Below are 14596 nucleotides of genomic sequence, written 5' to 3' on the forward strand. Positions count from 1 at the left end.
GGTAGGTAGGTAGAGTGTGTGCGTGGAAGGAGGCTATTTACTGAACTTCCCTGAAAAAAAATCCCCGCCGACAGCTAAGCCAAGCGGGGATCTCCAAACGTCTAAAGCGACAACGGGCTACGTCATCAGCCACACAAACAACACTCCACCCAGGGCAATCCGATACCAGGCAAAGGGTCGATAAGTACGGCTGGATACAAAGCGCAGCACCGCCTTCACCAGGAACAGCGCACTAAAGAAAGCGGCAATAAAGCCTACAATAATCGCGCTGCTCTGATCTGTACTCAAGGACGCACCGTTGCGGTACAGGTCATAGACCGTGGCGGCCAACATCGTTGGCATAGCCAGAAAGAAAGAAAATTCCGTGGCCGTCTTGCGCTGAATACCGGCCAACATGCCGCCGATAATCGTCGCCCCCGAACGCGACGTACCTGGCACCATGGCAATGCACTGGGCAAAACCAACGACCAAAGCCTGCTTCCAGGTGATCTGCTCCAAGGCAAAAGCCGTGGCCTTTTGCGAAGTGGCAGTTTCACCCTGATCGCCGTCTGCCGTGTGCTTTGCATACTGTGGCTTGCGCTCGACCCACAGCATCAACAAGCCACCCAGCACCAGTGTGAACACAAACACAATCTGGTGATGGAACAAGGCTTTCACGTATTGAATCGTCAAGGCACCAATCACCGCAGCGGGCAAAAAGGCGATCAGCAGATTGCGGGTGAACATCATCTCAGTGCGATCACCACGCAAGGTTCCCATGATCAGTTGAATCAGACGCGCACGGAAAATCCAGACCACGGCCAAAATCGAACCAAACTGAATAACCACCTCGAACACCTTGGCATCGCCCGAGGAAAAATCAATCCAGGAACCCAGTATCAGCAAGTGTGCCGTACTGGAGACAGGAATAAATTCAGTAATACCTTCAACAATCCCCAGAAACAGGGCCTTCAACAAATAAATGGTTTGCTCGGTCATGTTGTGTGAATCAAAGCCAATAAAAATTAAGATGCCAAGAAGGGATCGATTTGTTCATCGTCGTAGGGCACGCGCTCCAAACTGACCTGGGAAATGCGACGCCCCTCCAGCTCCTGAACCTTGAAGCGATACACGGCATCGCGCTGTTCAAGCTCACAGACATCACCGACCTTGGGTAACTGTCCAAAACGCGTCAGCAAATAGCCGGCCAAGGTGGCGTATTCTTCCTCTTCATCCACCAGTCCATCCACGCCCAGCATCTGTTCCAGATGATGCAGGTCCGTGGAGCCATCCAATAGCCAGTGGTCCTGGGATTCCTGAACAATATCGGGGGCTTCATCCTCGCTGGGAAAGTCACCCGCAATGGCTTCGAAAATATCCAAGGGCGTCACCAGCCCTTCAATCGCCCCAAACTCGTCCGTTACCAAGACCAATTGACCGCGGCTTTGCTTGATGGTTTCCATCAAGTCCAAAATTCCGATGGACTCATACACAAAGACCGGCTGACGCAATTGATCCACACGGATATGACCATGAATCAGCAGATCTGCCAGTAACTCTTTGCTTCGACCAATGCCAATAACCTCATCGAGCGAACCACGACAGACCGGCACCATGCTATGAGGTTCCTGTGTCATTTTGTCGCGCAGAACTTCGGGGGAGTCCTGAATATTCACCCATGTAATGGCATTACGCGGCGTCATCACCGAATGCACGGTGCGCTCGGACAAGGTCAGCACACCGCTAACCATATTGCGCTCTTCCTGGCCAAATACCATTTGTGCCGATGCCCCTGGCAAATCCGGCCCAATGGCCGCCTCTCCCGAAGCGGGGCGCTTGCCCAACATGCGCAGCACAGCCTCGGCCGTACGCTCGCGCATGGGGCGACCCGCTTGCAACATACGCAGCTTGCGACGCGCCAACTGATTGAACATTTCGATCAGGATGGAGAAGGAAATGGCCGCATACAAGTAACCCTTGGGTACATGTATGCCAAAGCCTTCGACCAGCAAGGAAAAGCCAATCATCAACAAAAAGCCCAGGCACAAAATAACTACCGTAGGCCGACTGTTGATATAAGCCGTCAGCGGTTTGGAGGCCACCAGCATGATGCCAATGGCAATAATCACCGCCGCCATCATGACAGGCAGGTGATCGACCATCCCCACAGCCGTAATGACCGCATCCAGAGAAAATACGGCATCGAGCACCACAATCTGCGCCACGATGACCCAGAAGCTGGCATACATGCGCGACCCGGAGGCGTGAGCACTGCGGTTTTCAATACGCTCGTGCAGCTCCAGCGTACCTTTGAGCAGCAAGAAAAAGCCGCCCACTATCATGATCAGATCGCGACCTGAGAAATCCAGACCAAACACGGATACCAAAGGATCAGTCAACTGCACCAGATGGGACATGACCGTCAACAGGCCAAGACGCATCAGCAGGGCTAAGGACAGGCCCAGCACGCGAGCACGATCACGCTGCGCGGGCGGCAACTTATCGACCAAAATTGCAATGAACACCAGGTTATCGATGCCCAGCACAATTTCCAGAATTACCAGTGTGAGCAACCCAACCCAAACGGTCGGGTCCATCAACCACTCCATCTCAGCTCCTTGGCGCTGTGACTAAAAGAACACCCCGGCGGTGCCGGGGTCTAGGTTCTTAATCTTGCAGGTGCGACAGCATCTGGATAAAGATCTTCGGGCTGGCGGCAATCACATTGCCGGTTTCTTTCCAGGTTTGCTCGCCTTCAAAGTCGCCGACCAGACCACCCGCTTCAGTCACCAGCAAGGTGCCGGCGGCCAAATCCCAGGGTTGCAGGTTGACGGCGCAGAAACCATCCAGACGGCCGGCGGCCACATAAGCCAAATCCAAAACCGTTGCACCCACGCGACGCACAGCCGCACATTCGGCCAGCATATCGGCAAATGGGGAGGTGGGTTTCACGCCCGCGCCCGAATCTGGCACGTGCGCACCGATCAAGGCATCGTGATAACGAGTCTGGCCCGATACACGAATACGACGGTCGTTCAGGAAAGCACCACCGCCACGGCTGGCCGTGAACATTTCGTTGCGATTGGTATCGTAAATAACGGCATGGGCAGCCTGACCACGGTGCATCAATGCAATTGAAATCGCGTAGCACGGAAAGCCGTGAATAAAGTTGGTGGTGCCATCCAGCGGATCAATGACCCATTGGTATTCAGGGGTGCCTTCGCCTGCGGGTTCCAGCGGTGGGCGCTCGCCCGTTTCCTCTCCGATAAAACCGTGATCGGGGTAGGCTTCGCTCAACACTTCAATGATGGCTTCCTCTGCTGCGCGATCCACTTCCGTGACATAATCTTTAGGGCCTTTACGCGCAACCGACAGGTGCTGGAGGTCTAGACTGGCGCGAGAGATAATGGTGCCGGCACGGCGAGCCGCCTTGATGGCGGTATTGAGCATCGGGTGCATGGAAATTCCGTTTTTTTAACAATAATTGAGCCTGCCTGGCGTGCCCTGTTGCAGGGCAAAATCGCGTGAGCAGACACAGGAAGCGTAGCTTCAAAGTAGCTATTTTAAATGACTCAGACGCAAGCATCGGCATTTGATGATAATTTTCACCGGGTTCGCTTCATTATGGTGCAACCCAGCCACCCTGGAAACGTGGGCGCAGCGGCGCGAGCGATCAAAACCATGGGCTTTGGCGACTTATGTCTGGTTGACCCGCTCGACCCGGACGTTGCACAAAACCCTCAGGCAATCTCACTGGCCAGCGGTGCCGTAGACGTTTTGGAGCAGGCCACGATTGTGCCTACCCTGGCGCATGCGCTGGAGCCGGTCACCCTGGCTTTTGCCCTGACAGCCCGCCCCCGCTACCTGGGACCGCCAGCCGCCGATATACGCCAGACCGCCGAACTGAGCCGTGAACATCTGCGCCAGCACGCCGGCACAGTGGCCATTGTGCTGGGTACCGAACGCGTGGGCCTGACCAACGATCACATCAGCCAGTGCCAGTACGTCTGCCATATTCCAGCCAATCCTGAATACAGTTCGCTCAATGTCGCCCAGGCTTTGCAACTGGCCGCCTGGGAATTGCGCTACGCCCTGCTGGCTGAAAGTGGTGCTAGCCTCCTGCCCAATACCGATGGCAAGGCAGACCCCGGCAAGGAACTGGCGCCTCAAGCCAAGGTGCAAGCGTTGCTGCAACACTGGGAACAGGCTATCGAAAGCGTCAAGTTCCTGGACCCCAAGCATCCCAAAAAACTGGTGCCCCGCATGCAGCACTTGTTTGGGCGAGCCCAACTCAGCCTGGACGAAGTCGATATGTTGCGCGGCCTGTGTACCGCCATGATCAAGACCGCGAAAACGGCAGGTCACCCTATTCCCGAGCAGCGTAAAGACGAATCGGCCGGCCCGGAACAGCGCTAAAGCTTGCGCTCCGCCCCACTTGCCCGCTGCTTGCAGGAAGCTCTACCGGAAATGAGCGATCACACAGTGGACACTTTCTCGGCTGGCGTATATTCTTACTGAGTTACTTTTCGGTAAGCATTAGCTGTTTTCAAGCATGAACACTCCCGAGACCGTAGAACCGCAGGATCAGGCTGGGCCGCGTACCCTGCAACGCGGCTTGCTGGTGCTCAAGACTTTGCAAAATCATCAAGGCAAAGGGCTGAGCGTCACTGACTTGTCACGCGCCACGCAATTACAGCGCCCCACCATCTACCGGCTGCTGGCCGCTCTGATCGATCACGGGCTGGTCCAGAACAGCAGCCATAGCCGTCGCTACAGCGCCACGCGCCAGGATCAGGGCCTGTTTGGGCTGGACCCGCGAGTCACCATCATGCAGCCCATCATGCAAGAGCTAGCTCAACTGACCGGCGATGCCGTTTTTCTGGTGGGGCGCGATGGCGACGACTCCATTAGCCTATGGCGCGAAATCGGCCCCTACCCGGTACAGATTCTGGCCACTTATGTCGGCAAGCGTCAGCCCTTGGGCGTAGGTTCCGGTGGCATGGCCTATCTGGCCACACTGGGAGACGAGGCCATCGAACAGATTATCGAGCGCAATGCCAATCAGTTGGACCAGTACGGCGGCATGACCCAGCGCGAGATGCGCCAACTGGTTACCAACACCCGCATTCGTGGCTACTCGGTTGTCGGTAATTACGCTGTGCGCGGTGCCTTGGGTGTGGGCTGCGCTCTGTGCGACCACAAAGGCCGCCCCATTCTGGCCATGAGTGTCACGGCGATTACCGAACGCATGCCTGCGCCGCGTCAAAAAGAAATTGCCGGTCTACTGCGCGAGGCCCTGGATTCCGTGGCCGACAAGTTTTAGGCCTGGGTGGATTTCCGTCTCTGAGCGGTGCTGGGACCGTTAAAACCCTCATCAGCACACGGCGCTCCCTGTGTGCTTTTTTACTGCTTTTTTACTCTCCCGCCCTTATTCCCTCTGCTTGCTTTTCCAATCAACACAGATGGCTCCCCCAAGCCCAGCCTGTCAAAACGAGGGAAACTACGCCGACGACAAGCCTGGCCCCTTCCCAAGCAGCACCCATCCCAAGATAACTCCTGGAAAATGTCCACTATCAAGATTTTTCTTGCTGGCGCAATGGAACAATAGCTCATACAGGGCAATGGGTTAGGCGAGTTCCCGGCCCTTTCCCGTTTTCTGCCTTCAATGTGCTGAGTGCCACATAGGGGCATCGTGATAGGAAACTTTGAAATAACGCACTCTGGAGCAGGCCGCGCAGGACATTGCCGCCGGAGTAAGTCGGAAACATCGACCTATCGCCGATGGTTAAACGTGTGGCCGGCCTAACCCGTGCGCGCTACGCGATGCTGGGCTACGACATGGGTTCATCCTTGTGCCATGGCGGCCAACGATCGAACAACGGCTGGGGCAGCAACTCGCCACGACGGTGTGCGCCAGCGGGGTGTCCTGGGATGTTGGAAAGCAACGTGGTCGAAGTCTCTAGCGCTCGGAGACACGGCCGACGAGTTCTGATCGTTGTTCTTCAAATACATGGATTAAATGATCGGCGACTGCTCGGACGCGCCTTGAGTGCGCCAGGTTGGAATGGATAGCCAGCCAGATTGGCTGATCTGCCCCCAGTTCGGACAGCAGGCAGATAAGCCCCGCCTGTCGGGCCAGAAAGTGCGGGAGCACCGCCAATCCAATGCCAGCCGTCGCGGCAGCCATCTGTGCTGACAGCGTGTTGGCTTCCATTTGGCACGGTCGTCCTCGCAACATGCGAGCGATCCATTTTGCGGCCGGCAGATGGCTATGGGACTCGGCCCAGCCAATGAAGCTATCGTCATCGAAGGTGGCCGCATCAGCTCCGGCGCTACGCGCATCGACGTATCCACGAGCGCCGTAAAGGCCGAATCCCAGGGTGCCCAGGCGCTTGATCGTGACGTTACCCGCTTCTGGTTTGACCATCCGCACAGCCAGATCGGCATCCCGCCGGTGCAAGTTCACGGTCTGTACACCGCTGACGATCTCCACACGCAGCTCAGGATGGGTGGCAAACAGCTTCGGCAACGAGGGGACGATGAGCACGTTGGCCAGATTCTCTGCGGTGGCAAGGCGCACACATCCAGCCACTTGCCCTTGCTGCTGTGCGGCTTCTCCGAAAGCCTGCCCGGCATGTTCCAGTGCTTCAGCATGCTCCAGCAGGGCTTCACCATCATCCGTGAGGCTGTAGCCACTCTGATGTCGGCTGAACAGCGGTACGCCTAGCGCCGCTTCCAGGCGATCCAGTCGCCGTGACACGGTAGCAACGCCCATCTCAAGCGCGGTGGCCGCACCGCTCAAGGTGCCTGCACGCGCGATAGCCAAAAAGATACGGGCGTCATCCCATTGGATTTGAGCATTCATTTGTTTTCCGAATGTGGAAAATAAGTTTCCTATTTTATCTATTTTCCAATCACTTTTGGAAAGTCATACTTCCCCCATCTTGTAAGGGGAAGTGCAATGCAAAGACGAAAGCTTGGACACGATCTGGAGGTTTCCGCCCTCGGCCTTGGCTGCATGGGCATGAGCGAGTTCTATGGCCCGCGCGACGATGAGCAGGCGCTACATCTGCTGGGTCAGGCAATCGGCATGGGCGTGGACTTCCTCGATACCGCCGACATGTATGGCCCACATCACAACGAAGAGTTGATAGGCCGCTTCCTTGCGACACGCAAACCGAAGGTGCAGATTGCGACCAAGTTTGGCATCGTGCGCAGGCCCGGCGAATATCGACGCAGCATCGACAACAGCCCAGATTACGCACGAAAATGCTGCGAAGCCTCGCTGCGGCGGCTTGGTGTCGAGCAGATCGACCTGTACTACGTCCATCGAATAGACCCTGCGCAGGCGATTGAAGAAACGATGGAGGGCCTGGCCCGACTCGTACAGCAAGGTAAGGTCGCCCGCATCGGCTTGTGCGAAGTCAGCGCGGCCACCCTGCGACGTGCGCATGCCATACATCCAGTGGCAGCCGTCCAGACCGAATATTCGTTGTGGACACGGGACGTGGAAACCGAGGTTCTCCCGACCTGCCGCGAACTGGGTATAGGCCTGGTGGCTTATTCGCCATTGGGGCGCGGCTTTCTGACGGGTCGGTTCCAGCAAGATGCGACCTTCGAGGAAGGCGACTTTCGCGCTAGCCTGCCACGCTTCCAGCCAGAGAACATCACCACCAACCGTTCCCTGGTCGATGTCATTTCATCCATCGCCGTGCGCAAGACATGCACGACGGCACACATCGCTTTGGCATGGCTATTGGCTCAAGGCAATGACATCGTGCCCATTCCTGGTACGCGTCGCGTCGCCCATCTGCAGGACAACTTGGGCGCGTTATCGGTTCGCCTGGAGCCAGAGGATCTGGCTGAACTGAGGCGTGCGCTCGACGCAGTACCAGTCGCCGGAGACCGCTATACCGAAGAAGGTATGAAAGGGGTCAACGCATGAGCAGCCCTCGTTCTGAACGGCGCAAGCAGGCTTTTGCGTTGCTGGCCCAACTTGACCCGCAGGCCCCCGAAAAGGTCGCCAGAAACCTCGACGAACTGTCTGACGACTTTGCCGAACTGGTGCTGGGGTTCGCCTTTACCGATGTAGTATCGCGCCCAGGCATCGACTTGCGCACCCGCGAAATGCTGACCGTCGCTGCACTGATGGCGATGGGCAACGCACCGGGGCAACTCGAATTCCATATCCGGGCCGCACTGAATGTCGGTGTCAGCAGGAACGAAATCGTGGAAATCCTACTACAGATTGCCGTCTATGCAGGTGTCCCGGCATGCATGAATGGCATCAGTGCAGCACGGAAAGCGTTTGCCTCACATGCACAGGCCCAGCAGAGCCCAGCAACTGGAGGGACAGCATGAATCAGTTCGCGTCCCCTCCAAATCAGGAGAGCATTTCATGGCGCACCTGGCTGGCTCTCATTGCGCTTGGCATTAGCGCATTCGCTATCGTGACGACTGAACTAGCCCCGATTGGCTTGCTTTCGCCGTTGGCGACCGAGTTTGGACAAACTGAAGGCCAGGCAGGATTGATCGTGACGGCGTATGCCTGGATAGCAGCGCTTACTGCGCTGCTATCCGCCATTTTCCTGGGGCGAGTGCCACGCAAACCGCTCTTGGTCGGCTTGATGCTGGTCTTGACCGTCTCCTGCGCGATCGCAGCTTTCAGTGCACAGTTTTCTATGCTTCTGGGGGCGCGGATGATAGGGGCGCTGGCACACGGCGCTTTCTGGGCAATGATTGGCTCCATTGGTGCGCAATTAGTGCCCGCACGGCAGGTTGGATTGGCAACGTCGATTATTTTCGGTGGCGTATCCGTTGCCAGTGTGCTGGGTGTACCACTGGTCAACCTGCTGGCTCAACTCGATGGATGGCGAACGGCATTCATGGTGATAGGGGCACTGTCTCTGGTAGCGACCATCGCCATCGCTTGGAGCGTGCCACGCTTGTCGGCGTCAACATCCATCGGCCTGGATGCACTGACCAGCGTTCTCAAAAATCGAACATTCCAGGGAATCTATCTGACGACGGCTTGCGCAATCACCGCTCACTTCGCTGCCTTTACGTTTATCGAGCCTCTGCTTTCAAGTGCTCTGCGCATTCGTGTCAATCTCATCAGCACGCTACTACTGGTGTTCGGCATCGCAGGCATCGTGGGTAACTTGATTTCCGGGAAGTTGATTGACCGTCATCTCAAGCGTCTGGTTCTGATCTCCTTGGCACTGATGACCGCAAGCGTACTCGCAATCGGATGCCTACCCGTTGGAAGCTCTGCCTTCATCGTCGGTGTGCTGCTGCTGGGATGGGGGGCTGGCGTCGCGATCGTCTTTGTCGGCTTTCAAACCTGGATATTGAGATTGGCCGGATCGTCAGCGATGCCCGCCTCAGCCATCTATGTCGCCATTTTTAACGCGGCTATTGGCGCAGGTGCGCTGCTGGGAGGAATAGTGCTGTCCATGACAAGCCTGAGTGGATTGACGGTCATTGTTGGCAGTGCAATGGCAGCCAGTCTTATTCCAGTGATATTAATAAAAGCGCCCACTTCTTAGCTTGGCGGGTCTCTATAAAAAAGCCAAAGAGGACTCGCAAACTCGAATTGCAGCCGCACTGCCAGCAGGATGACGGCGTTCTCCAGCTCCTCGGTCTTGTCCAGTTGGCGAAACAACTTGCCCATGCCCTGGTCGCTGCTGAGGTGGGTGGCCTTGCCGTTGGGGAGTATCGGAACGTGGCGGCACGGATTGGTACTGCCGGGCCGATAGCCCCAAACTTCGACCAGATTGAACATGCGGCGAATGACGCGGTTCGCGTCGGCGCAGTCCAACGAAATGCGGCACTGGAGTCATGGTGAAACAAAAAAAACCGCCCAGTTTCAAACAGCGCCCTGCCCCCATTCAAACTGATCCTCAAATCCGTTCGTTTTAGCTAAATATCTCCACACCAGGGAAAACAGCCGGCCTTATAGCCGCCGTTGCCTGTCCACAGGCTCACCCCCCTCTCTTTCCCTAGGGTTAACGCGCCATCGTTTCGCCGCGCGTAAATAAACCGACATTTGCTTTATTGATCCCCTGCCGGGCCTGTCGCTATCTTGTGGGCACAACGATAAGCCCCCTAAGGGACACACCATAGGCCGACCCGCTAGCCAGGTCGGGGAGACAAAAAAAAGGATACGCTCATCATGAACACCACTGCTGCCATCCCGGCCAAACCCAGGCCAAACTTGCTGACCCGCTTTACCAATATCTGCGTGCGTTACGTAGAAAAGTGGATGCCGGACCCCTATCTGTTCGCCGTCATCCTGAGCTTGCTGGTTGTAGGACTGATTACCCTGTTTGTTGATGGTGCCACCCCCGGAGGAATGGTGGATGCCTGGTATCGCGGGGTATGGGGGCCTAAAAGTATTTTTACCTTTGCTCTGCAAATGGTGCTGATTCTGGTGACAGGCTACACCCTGGCCGAAGCACCACCGCTAAAACGCGCCATTATCTGGCTGGCATCCCGTGCCCGAACCCAAGTTGAGGGTGCCCTGTTGTGCTTTGCTGTAGGTTCAATCTTCTGCCTGTTGAACTGGGGCCTGGGGCTGGTTGCTGGCGCCCTGGTCGCACGCCAGGTTGCCCGCCGCCTGCCCCATGTCCACTTTGGTTATCTGATTGCCTCGGGCTATATGGGCTACCTGCTCTGGACTCAAGGTCTGTCCAGCTCGATTGCCCTGGCCAATACTGACCCCAACAGCCCCATCAACGTCATCCATCAACTGACCAGCATGACGGTGCCTTTTAGCCTGACCATTTTCCAGCCCTATAGCTGGATCCCGGTCGTGGCCCTGATCATCTTGCTGTTTCTGACAATCTGGCGCATGGAGCCCGACTACGCCTTGCCTCCCGACCCCGCTGTCTTTGCAGATATTGAAAAGGATCTACCCAAAACCAAACCCAACACTCCAGCCGAAAAACTGGAAAACCTATGGATTCTGAACGTACTGTTCTTTGCTGCGGGTATGTACTACTTCGTGCGCAGCGGTTTTGCGCTGAACATCTCATCCATGATCATGCTGTTCACCGTTACCGGTGCTCTGCTGCACTGGACCCCTATCCGTTTTATCAAGTCCTTTGTCGAGTCCGCCAAAACAGCAGGCCCGCTGATTTTGCAATACCCACTGTACGGCGGCATCATGGGCTTGCTGGCCTATATCCCCATGCAAGGAGGTCATGCTCTGGAGGAAATACTGTCCTCGGCGCTGGTGACCGGGGCCAATGAGTACACCCTGCCCTTTCTGACCTTTATCGCCTCCATCATCATCTCGCTGTTTGTTCCTTCCGGTGGCGGACACTGGGGGGTGCAAGGCCCCATCGCCGTGCAATCGGCCTTGGCCATGGGTCAGGACAGCCCCGCCTATCTGGGCCTGATGTCCATGGCAGTGGCCTTTGGCGAAGCAGTAGCCAATATGATCCAGCCTTTCTGGCTCCTGCCTGTGCTGGCCATTGCACGCTTGAATGTACGGCAAGTCATGGGCTTTACCGTCGTGGCCTTTCTGATTGGCACCGTCGTGTTGACGATTGCCATTCTTATTGCCCCCTTCACGCTCTAAGGACTTGCCATGTCTGTGAATGATTTCGCTACCCGAAACATGACATCCAGCCAGAAGGCGGCAGAAGCAGCGATTGCCCGCTACGAGCAAACCGAGGATCTGATTCAGGCCTTTGCCCATCTGGACAAGGAGCAGGTACGGCGCATCGCCCAAGAACAGGAGAGCAACACGGGCCCCTTGAAGGGGCTGGTCATCGGCATCAAGGATTTGATCAATACCAAGGACGCTCCAGCCACCTATGGGTCACCCATTTATCGCGACAACCGCCCCACCCAGGATGCCGCCATTGTGCAAGCCCTGATGGCGGCCGGTGCCGTGCCATTTGGCAAAACCGTCACCACGGAGTTTGCCTTGTTCAGCCCGCCCAAGACACGCAACCCCTGGAATCTGGAGCATACCCCGGGCGGTTCCTCGTCCGGCTCGGCCGCTGCCGTGGCCGCCAATGTGGTTCCGGTGGCCTTGGGCACCCAGACAGCGGGGTCCGTGGTGCGTCCTGCCACCTTCTGCGGAATTTATGGCTTCAAGCCCAGCTTTGGTGCCCTGCCCAGCAGCGGGCTGAAAACCATCAGCCCCTCTTTGGATACCCTGGGGATTTTGGGCCAGCGCCTGGAGGATGTGCGCCGTGTTTTCAACGCACTGCGCAGTACGCCAGAAGTATCGCAAGTCCTGCTGCAAGCCCCTTTGCGCCTGAGCTTTTTGCACACACCCTGGTGGGAGGATATTGCAGAGGATCTGCGTGATCGACTGGAAGCAAGCGTCGGCCATCTGAAAACGGATGATGGCCAGTTTGAGGTTCAGCTTAGCGACAAGGACAAGCTGTTTGGCGAACTGACCTACGCGCAGCAAGCCGTCATGGGGGCTGAGGTACTGGCCCATTTAAGCCATGAACGCCAGCAGCACCTGGAACTGCTCTCGCCTGCCTTGCAAACCTATCTGGACAAGTGCGCACAGACCCAGCCCGCCGAACTGATCCAGGCCCAAGGTCTGATCAATCAGGTCAAGCGCCATCCCGAGCTGATCTTCGGCGAGGCGGACCTGATCCTGAGCGCGGCTGCCCTGGGCGAGGCACCTACGCGCGACACCACGGGCGATCCCGTGCTGTGCCGTGCCTGGACGGCGCTGGGCATTCCGTGCATCAACCTGCCACTCGGTTTTGGCAACCACGGGCTTCCGTTAGGACTGCAAGTGGCCGCCCGCCCCGGGCAGGACGACCTACTGCTCGAGGCGGCCACCCGCATTGCCCATCGTCTGGGCACCTTAACAATCGCGCTGCCTGAACTACGATCCTGAAGGGCCAGGCAGCTTGTTTAACGAATCACATCGACAGAGGTATGACAGGGAAACCCAATGACGGACAGCAACTGGAATCTTAAGAATCAAGCCCGCCAGCAAAGACTGCAACGTGCCCGCCGCGCACTGGGAGACTCTTTGCAAGGCAAACTATGCAGCACGGATAAAGCCAGCGCCTTGCTGGAAGCCGTATTACAAGTAGGAGATCGAGTCTGCCTGGAAGGCAATAACCAGAAGCAGGCCGATTTTCTGGCCGACGCACTGGTAGGAGTCGACCCAGCGCAGATTCACGACCTGCACATGGTGCAATCCGTGCTGGCTTTGCCCCAGCATCTGGATGTGTTTGAAAAAGGCATTGCCAGCCGCCTGGACTTCAGTTTTTCCGGCCCGCAAGGTGCGCGCCTGGCCAGGCTGGCCTCGGCAGGGCGGCTGAACATCGGTGCCATTCATACTTATCTGGAGTTGTTTGCCCGTTACTTTGTCGATTTGACCCCAAATGTCGCGCTCATCGCGGCCCAAGCCGCCGATGAGCACGGCAATCTGTACACCGGCCCCAATACCGAAGACACCCCGGCCATTGTGGAGGCCACCGCGTTTTCCGGCGGCATTGTCATCGCCCAGGTCAACGAGCTGGTCGACAGCAAGACCACCCGCCTGCCGCGCGTGGATATTCCCGCCGACTGGGTGAACTTCGTGGTGCCTGCTCCGCGCCCACACTTTATTGAACCGCTGTTTACCCGCGACCCCGCCCAGATCAGCGAAATCCAGGTCTTGATGGCCATGATGGCCATCAAGGGCATCTACGCGGGATACGGCGTGCAACGCCTGAACCACGGCATCGGTTTTGATACCGCCGCCATTGAATTGCTGCTACCCACTTACGGGGAGTCGCTGGGCCTGAAAGGCAAAATTTGCCAGCACTGGGCCTTGAATCCTCACCCTGCCCTGATCCCGGCCATTGAAGCCGGTTGGGTGCAATCGGTACACTCCTTCGGCTCCGAGCTGGGCATGGAAAACTATCTGCGTGCCCGCTCCGATGTGTTCTTCACCGGCCCGGATGGCAGCATGCGCAGCAACCGCGCTTTCTGTCAGGCGGCCGGCCACTACGCCTGCGACCTGTTCATCGGCTCCACCTTGCAGATCGACCTGCAGGGCAACAGCTCCACCGCCACGCTCGGCCGTATTGCTGGTTTTGGTGGCGCACCCAATATGGGCGCGGATGCACGCGGTCGTCGCCACACCAGCCCCGCCTGGTTGAAGGCCGGTCAACAAGCCCGCGAAGGTCGTCAGGGTGCAGCCGGTACGCCGCGTGGTCAAAAGCTGGTGGTGCAAATTGTGGAGACCTTCCGCGAACACATGACCCCCGCTTTTGTAGACACTCTGGACGCCTGGACCCTGCAAGAGCAAACCGGCATGGATCTGCCTCCCATCATGGTGTACGGCGACGATGTCACCCATATCCTGACGGAAGAAGGCATCGCCAATCTCTTGCTGTGCCGTACCGACGAAGAACGCGAACAGGCCATACGCGGCGTTGCGGGCTACACACAAGTAGGTCTGGGACGCGATGCCCGCATGGTGGAGAACCTGCGCGATCGCGGCATCATCCGTCGCCCCCAGGATCTGGGCATAGACCCACGCCAGGCCACACGCAATCTGTTGGCCGCACGCAGCATGCGGGATCTGGTTCAGGCCTCCGGCGGGCTATATCAACCGCCGGCACGCTTTCGTAACTGGTAATGG

13 protein-coding genes and 1 pseudogene are annotated in these 14596 nt (G+C 57.3%); 9 read left to right on the forward strand and 5 right to left on the reverse strand.

The genetic code is table 11. From position 1 onward, the window contains the following. Positions 1–117 precede the first annotated feature (117 nt). Genes CA948_RS10295 through CA948_RS10305 form a run of 3 tightly spaced genes read right to left on the reverse strand, consistent with a single transcriptional unit; the run spans position 118 to position 3438 of the window. Positions 118–978, reverse strand: a complete 861-nt coding sequence (locus CA948_RS10295) for an undecaprenyl-diphosphate phosphatase (protein ID WP_094195899.1) — start codon at positions 976–978, stop codon at positions 118–120. Positions 979–1004: 26 nt separating this feature from the next. Further along, the gene (locus CA948_RS10300; protein ID WP_094195898.1) at positions 1005–2588 is read right to left on the reverse strand and encodes a TerC family protein; all 1584 of its coding nucleotides are present in this window, start codon (positions 2586–2588) and stop codon (positions 1005–1007) included. Between the two features lie 58 nt (positions 2589–2646). Then, positions 2647–3438: an inositol monophosphatase family protein gene (locus CA948_RS10305; RefSeq protein WP_009457824.1), complete on the reverse strand. Its 792-nt coding sequence runs from the start codon at positions 3436–3438 to the stop codon at positions 2647–2649. A 108-nt stretch (positions 3439–3546) separates the two neighbouring features. Between CA948_RS10305 and CA948_RS10310 the strand changes: the two genes are divergently transcribed. The 3 genes from CA948_RS10310 (at position 3547) to CA948_RS17940 (ending at position 5942) form a co-directional block, all read left to right on the forward strand. Then, complete coding sequence (locus CA948_RS10310; RefSeq protein ID WP_094195897.1) at positions 3547–4395, forward strand: RNA methyltransferase; 849 nt, start codon at positions 3547–3549, stop codon at positions 4393–4395. A 136-nt stretch (positions 4396–4531) separates the two neighbouring features. Beyond that, positions 4532–5302, forward strand: a complete 771-nt coding sequence (locus CA948_RS10315; RefSeq protein WP_094195896.1) for an IclR family transcriptional regulator — start codon at positions 4532–4534, stop codon at positions 5300–5302. Positions 5303–5831: 529 nt separating this feature from the next. Then, positions 5832–5942 carry a DUF3363 domain-containing protein gene (locus tag CA948_RS17940; protein ID WP_159086132.1) on the forward strand — a complete coding sequence of 37 codons (111 nt, stop codon included), beginning with the start codon at positions 5832–5834 and terminating at the stop codon, positions 5940–5942. On the opposite strand, the gene CA948_RS10325 is transcribed toward CA948_RS17940, so the two are convergent. Next, positions 5939–6844: a LysR family transcriptional regulator gene (locus tag CA948_RS10325; RefSeq protein ID WP_108727947.1), complete on the reverse strand. Its 906-nt coding sequence runs from the start codon at positions 6842–6844 to the stop codon at positions 5939–5941. The two genes, CA948_RS17940 and CA948_RS10325, sit on opposite strands and share 4 nt — an antisense overlap. A gap of 96 nt (positions 6845–6940) precedes the next feature. Between CA948_RS10325 and CA948_RS10330 the strand changes: the two genes are divergently transcribed. From CA948_RS10330 to CA948_RS10340, 3 genes are read left to right on the forward strand one after another with little or no spacing between them, the layout of a single operon-like run. Continuing rightward, positions 6941–7924 carry an aldo/keto reductase gene (locus tag CA948_RS10330; protein ID WP_108727948.1) on the forward strand — a complete coding sequence of 328 codons (984 nt, stop codon included), beginning with the start codon at positions 6941–6943 and terminating at the stop codon, positions 7922–7924. After that, positions 7921–8340 (forward strand): carboxymuconolactone decarboxylase family protein, encoded by a 420-nt coding sequence (locus CA948_RS10335; RefSeq protein WP_108727949.1) that lies wholly within the window; start codon positions 7921–7923, stop codon positions 8338–8340. Before CA948_RS10330 ends, CA948_RS10335 begins: the two co-directional genes overlap by 4 nt. After that, positions 8337–9527 carry an MFS transporter gene (locus CA948_RS10340; RefSeq protein ID WP_108727950.1) on the forward strand — a complete coding sequence of 397 codons (1191 nt, stop codon included), beginning with the start codon at positions 8337–8339 and terminating at the stop codon, positions 9525–9527. The genes CA948_RS10335 and CA948_RS10340 overlap by 4 nt, the downstream gene beginning before the upstream one ends. A 35-nt stretch (positions 9528–9562) precedes the next feature. Here the strand turns inward: CA948_RS10340 and CA948_RS10345 are convergent. Further along, positions 9563–9790 (reverse strand): annotated as a pseudogene (locus CA948_RS10345) (integrase); the annotation flags it as partial. A 363-nt stretch (positions 9791–10153) separates the two neighbouring features. On the opposite strand from CA948_RS10345, the gene CA948_RS10350 reads away from it, so the two are divergent. Genes CA948_RS10350 through mdcA form a run of 3 tightly spaced genes read left to right on the forward strand, consistent with a single transcriptional unit; the run spans position 10154 to position 14593 of the window. Further along, positions 10154–11563, forward strand: a complete 1410-nt coding sequence (locus CA948_RS10350; protein ID WP_108727951.1) for a short-chain fatty acid transporter — start codon at positions 10154–10156, stop codon at positions 11561–11563. 9 nt (positions 11564–11572) lie between these two features. Further along, positions 11573–12853, forward strand: coding sequence for an amidase (locus tag CA948_RS10355; protein ID WP_108727952.1), 1281 nt, complete (start codon positions 11573–11575; stop codon positions 12851–12853). A gap of 57 nt (positions 12854–12910) precedes the next feature. Next, entirely contained in the window at positions 12911–14593 is a 1683-nt protein-coding gene (mdcA, locus tag CA948_RS10360) for a malonate decarboxylase subunit alpha (RefSeq protein ID WP_108727953.1), read from the forward strand. The last annotated feature ends 3 nt before the right edge of the window (positions 14594–14596 follow it).

This window comes from Alcaligenes aquatilis (genome assembly GCF_003076515.1).
Taxonomy (GTDB): domain Bacteria; phylum Pseudomonadota; class Gammaproteobacteria; order Burkholderiales; family Burkholderiaceae_B; genus Alcaligenes; species Alcaligenes aquatilis.

What these genes read in the sequence shown, in the direction of transcription:
- CA948_RS10295 (WP_094195899.1), bottom strand. Translation starts at nt 978, where the DNA reads ATGACCGAGCAAACCATTTATTTGTTGAAGGCCCTGTTTCTGGGGATT.
- CA948_RS10300 (WP_094195898.1), bottom strand. Translation starts at nt 2,588, where the DNA reads ATGGAGTGGTTGATGGACCCGACCGTTTGGGTTGGGTTGCTCACACTG.
- CA948_RS10305 (WP_009457824.1), bottom strand. Translation starts at nt 3,438, where the DNA reads ATGCACCCGATGCTCAATACCGCCATCAAGGCGGCTCGCCGTGCCGGC.
- CA948_RS10310 (WP_094195897.1), top strand. Translation starts at nt 3,547, where the DNA reads ATGACTCAGACGCAAGCATCGGCATTTGATGATAATTTTCACCGGGTT.
- CA948_RS10315 (WP_094195896.1), top strand. Translation starts at nt 4,532, where the DNA reads ATGAACACTCCCGAGACCGTAGAACCGCAGGATCAGGCTGGGCCGCGT.
- CA948_RS10325 (WP_108727947.1), bottom strand. Translation starts at nt 6,844, where the DNA reads ATGAATGCTCAAATCCAATGGGATGACGCCCGTATCTTTTTGGCTATC.
- CA948_RS10330 (WP_108727948.1), top strand. Translation starts at nt 6,941, where the DNA reads ATGCAAAGACGAAAGCTTGGACACGATCTGGAGGTTTCCGCCCTCGGC.
- CA948_RS10335 (WP_108727949.1), top strand. Translation starts at nt 7,921, where the DNA reads ATGAGCAGCCCTCGTTCTGAACGGCGCAAGCAGGCTTTTGCGTTGCTG.
- CA948_RS10340 (WP_108727950.1), top strand. Translation starts at nt 8,337, where the DNA reads ATGAATCAGTTCGCGTCCCCTCCAAATCAGGAGAGCATTTCATGGCGC.
- CA948_RS10350 (WP_108727951.1), top strand. Translation starts at nt 10,154, where the DNA reads ATGAACACCACTGCTGCCATCCCGGCCAAACCCAGGCCAAACTTGCTG.
- CA948_RS10355 (WP_108727952.1), top strand. Translation starts at nt 11,573, where the DNA reads ATGTCTGTGAATGATTTCGCTACCCGAAACATGACATCCAGCCAGAAG.
- mdcA (WP_108727953.1), top strand. Translation starts at nt 12,911, where the DNA reads ATGACGGACAGCAACTGGAATCTTAAGAATCAAGCCCGCCAGCAAAGA.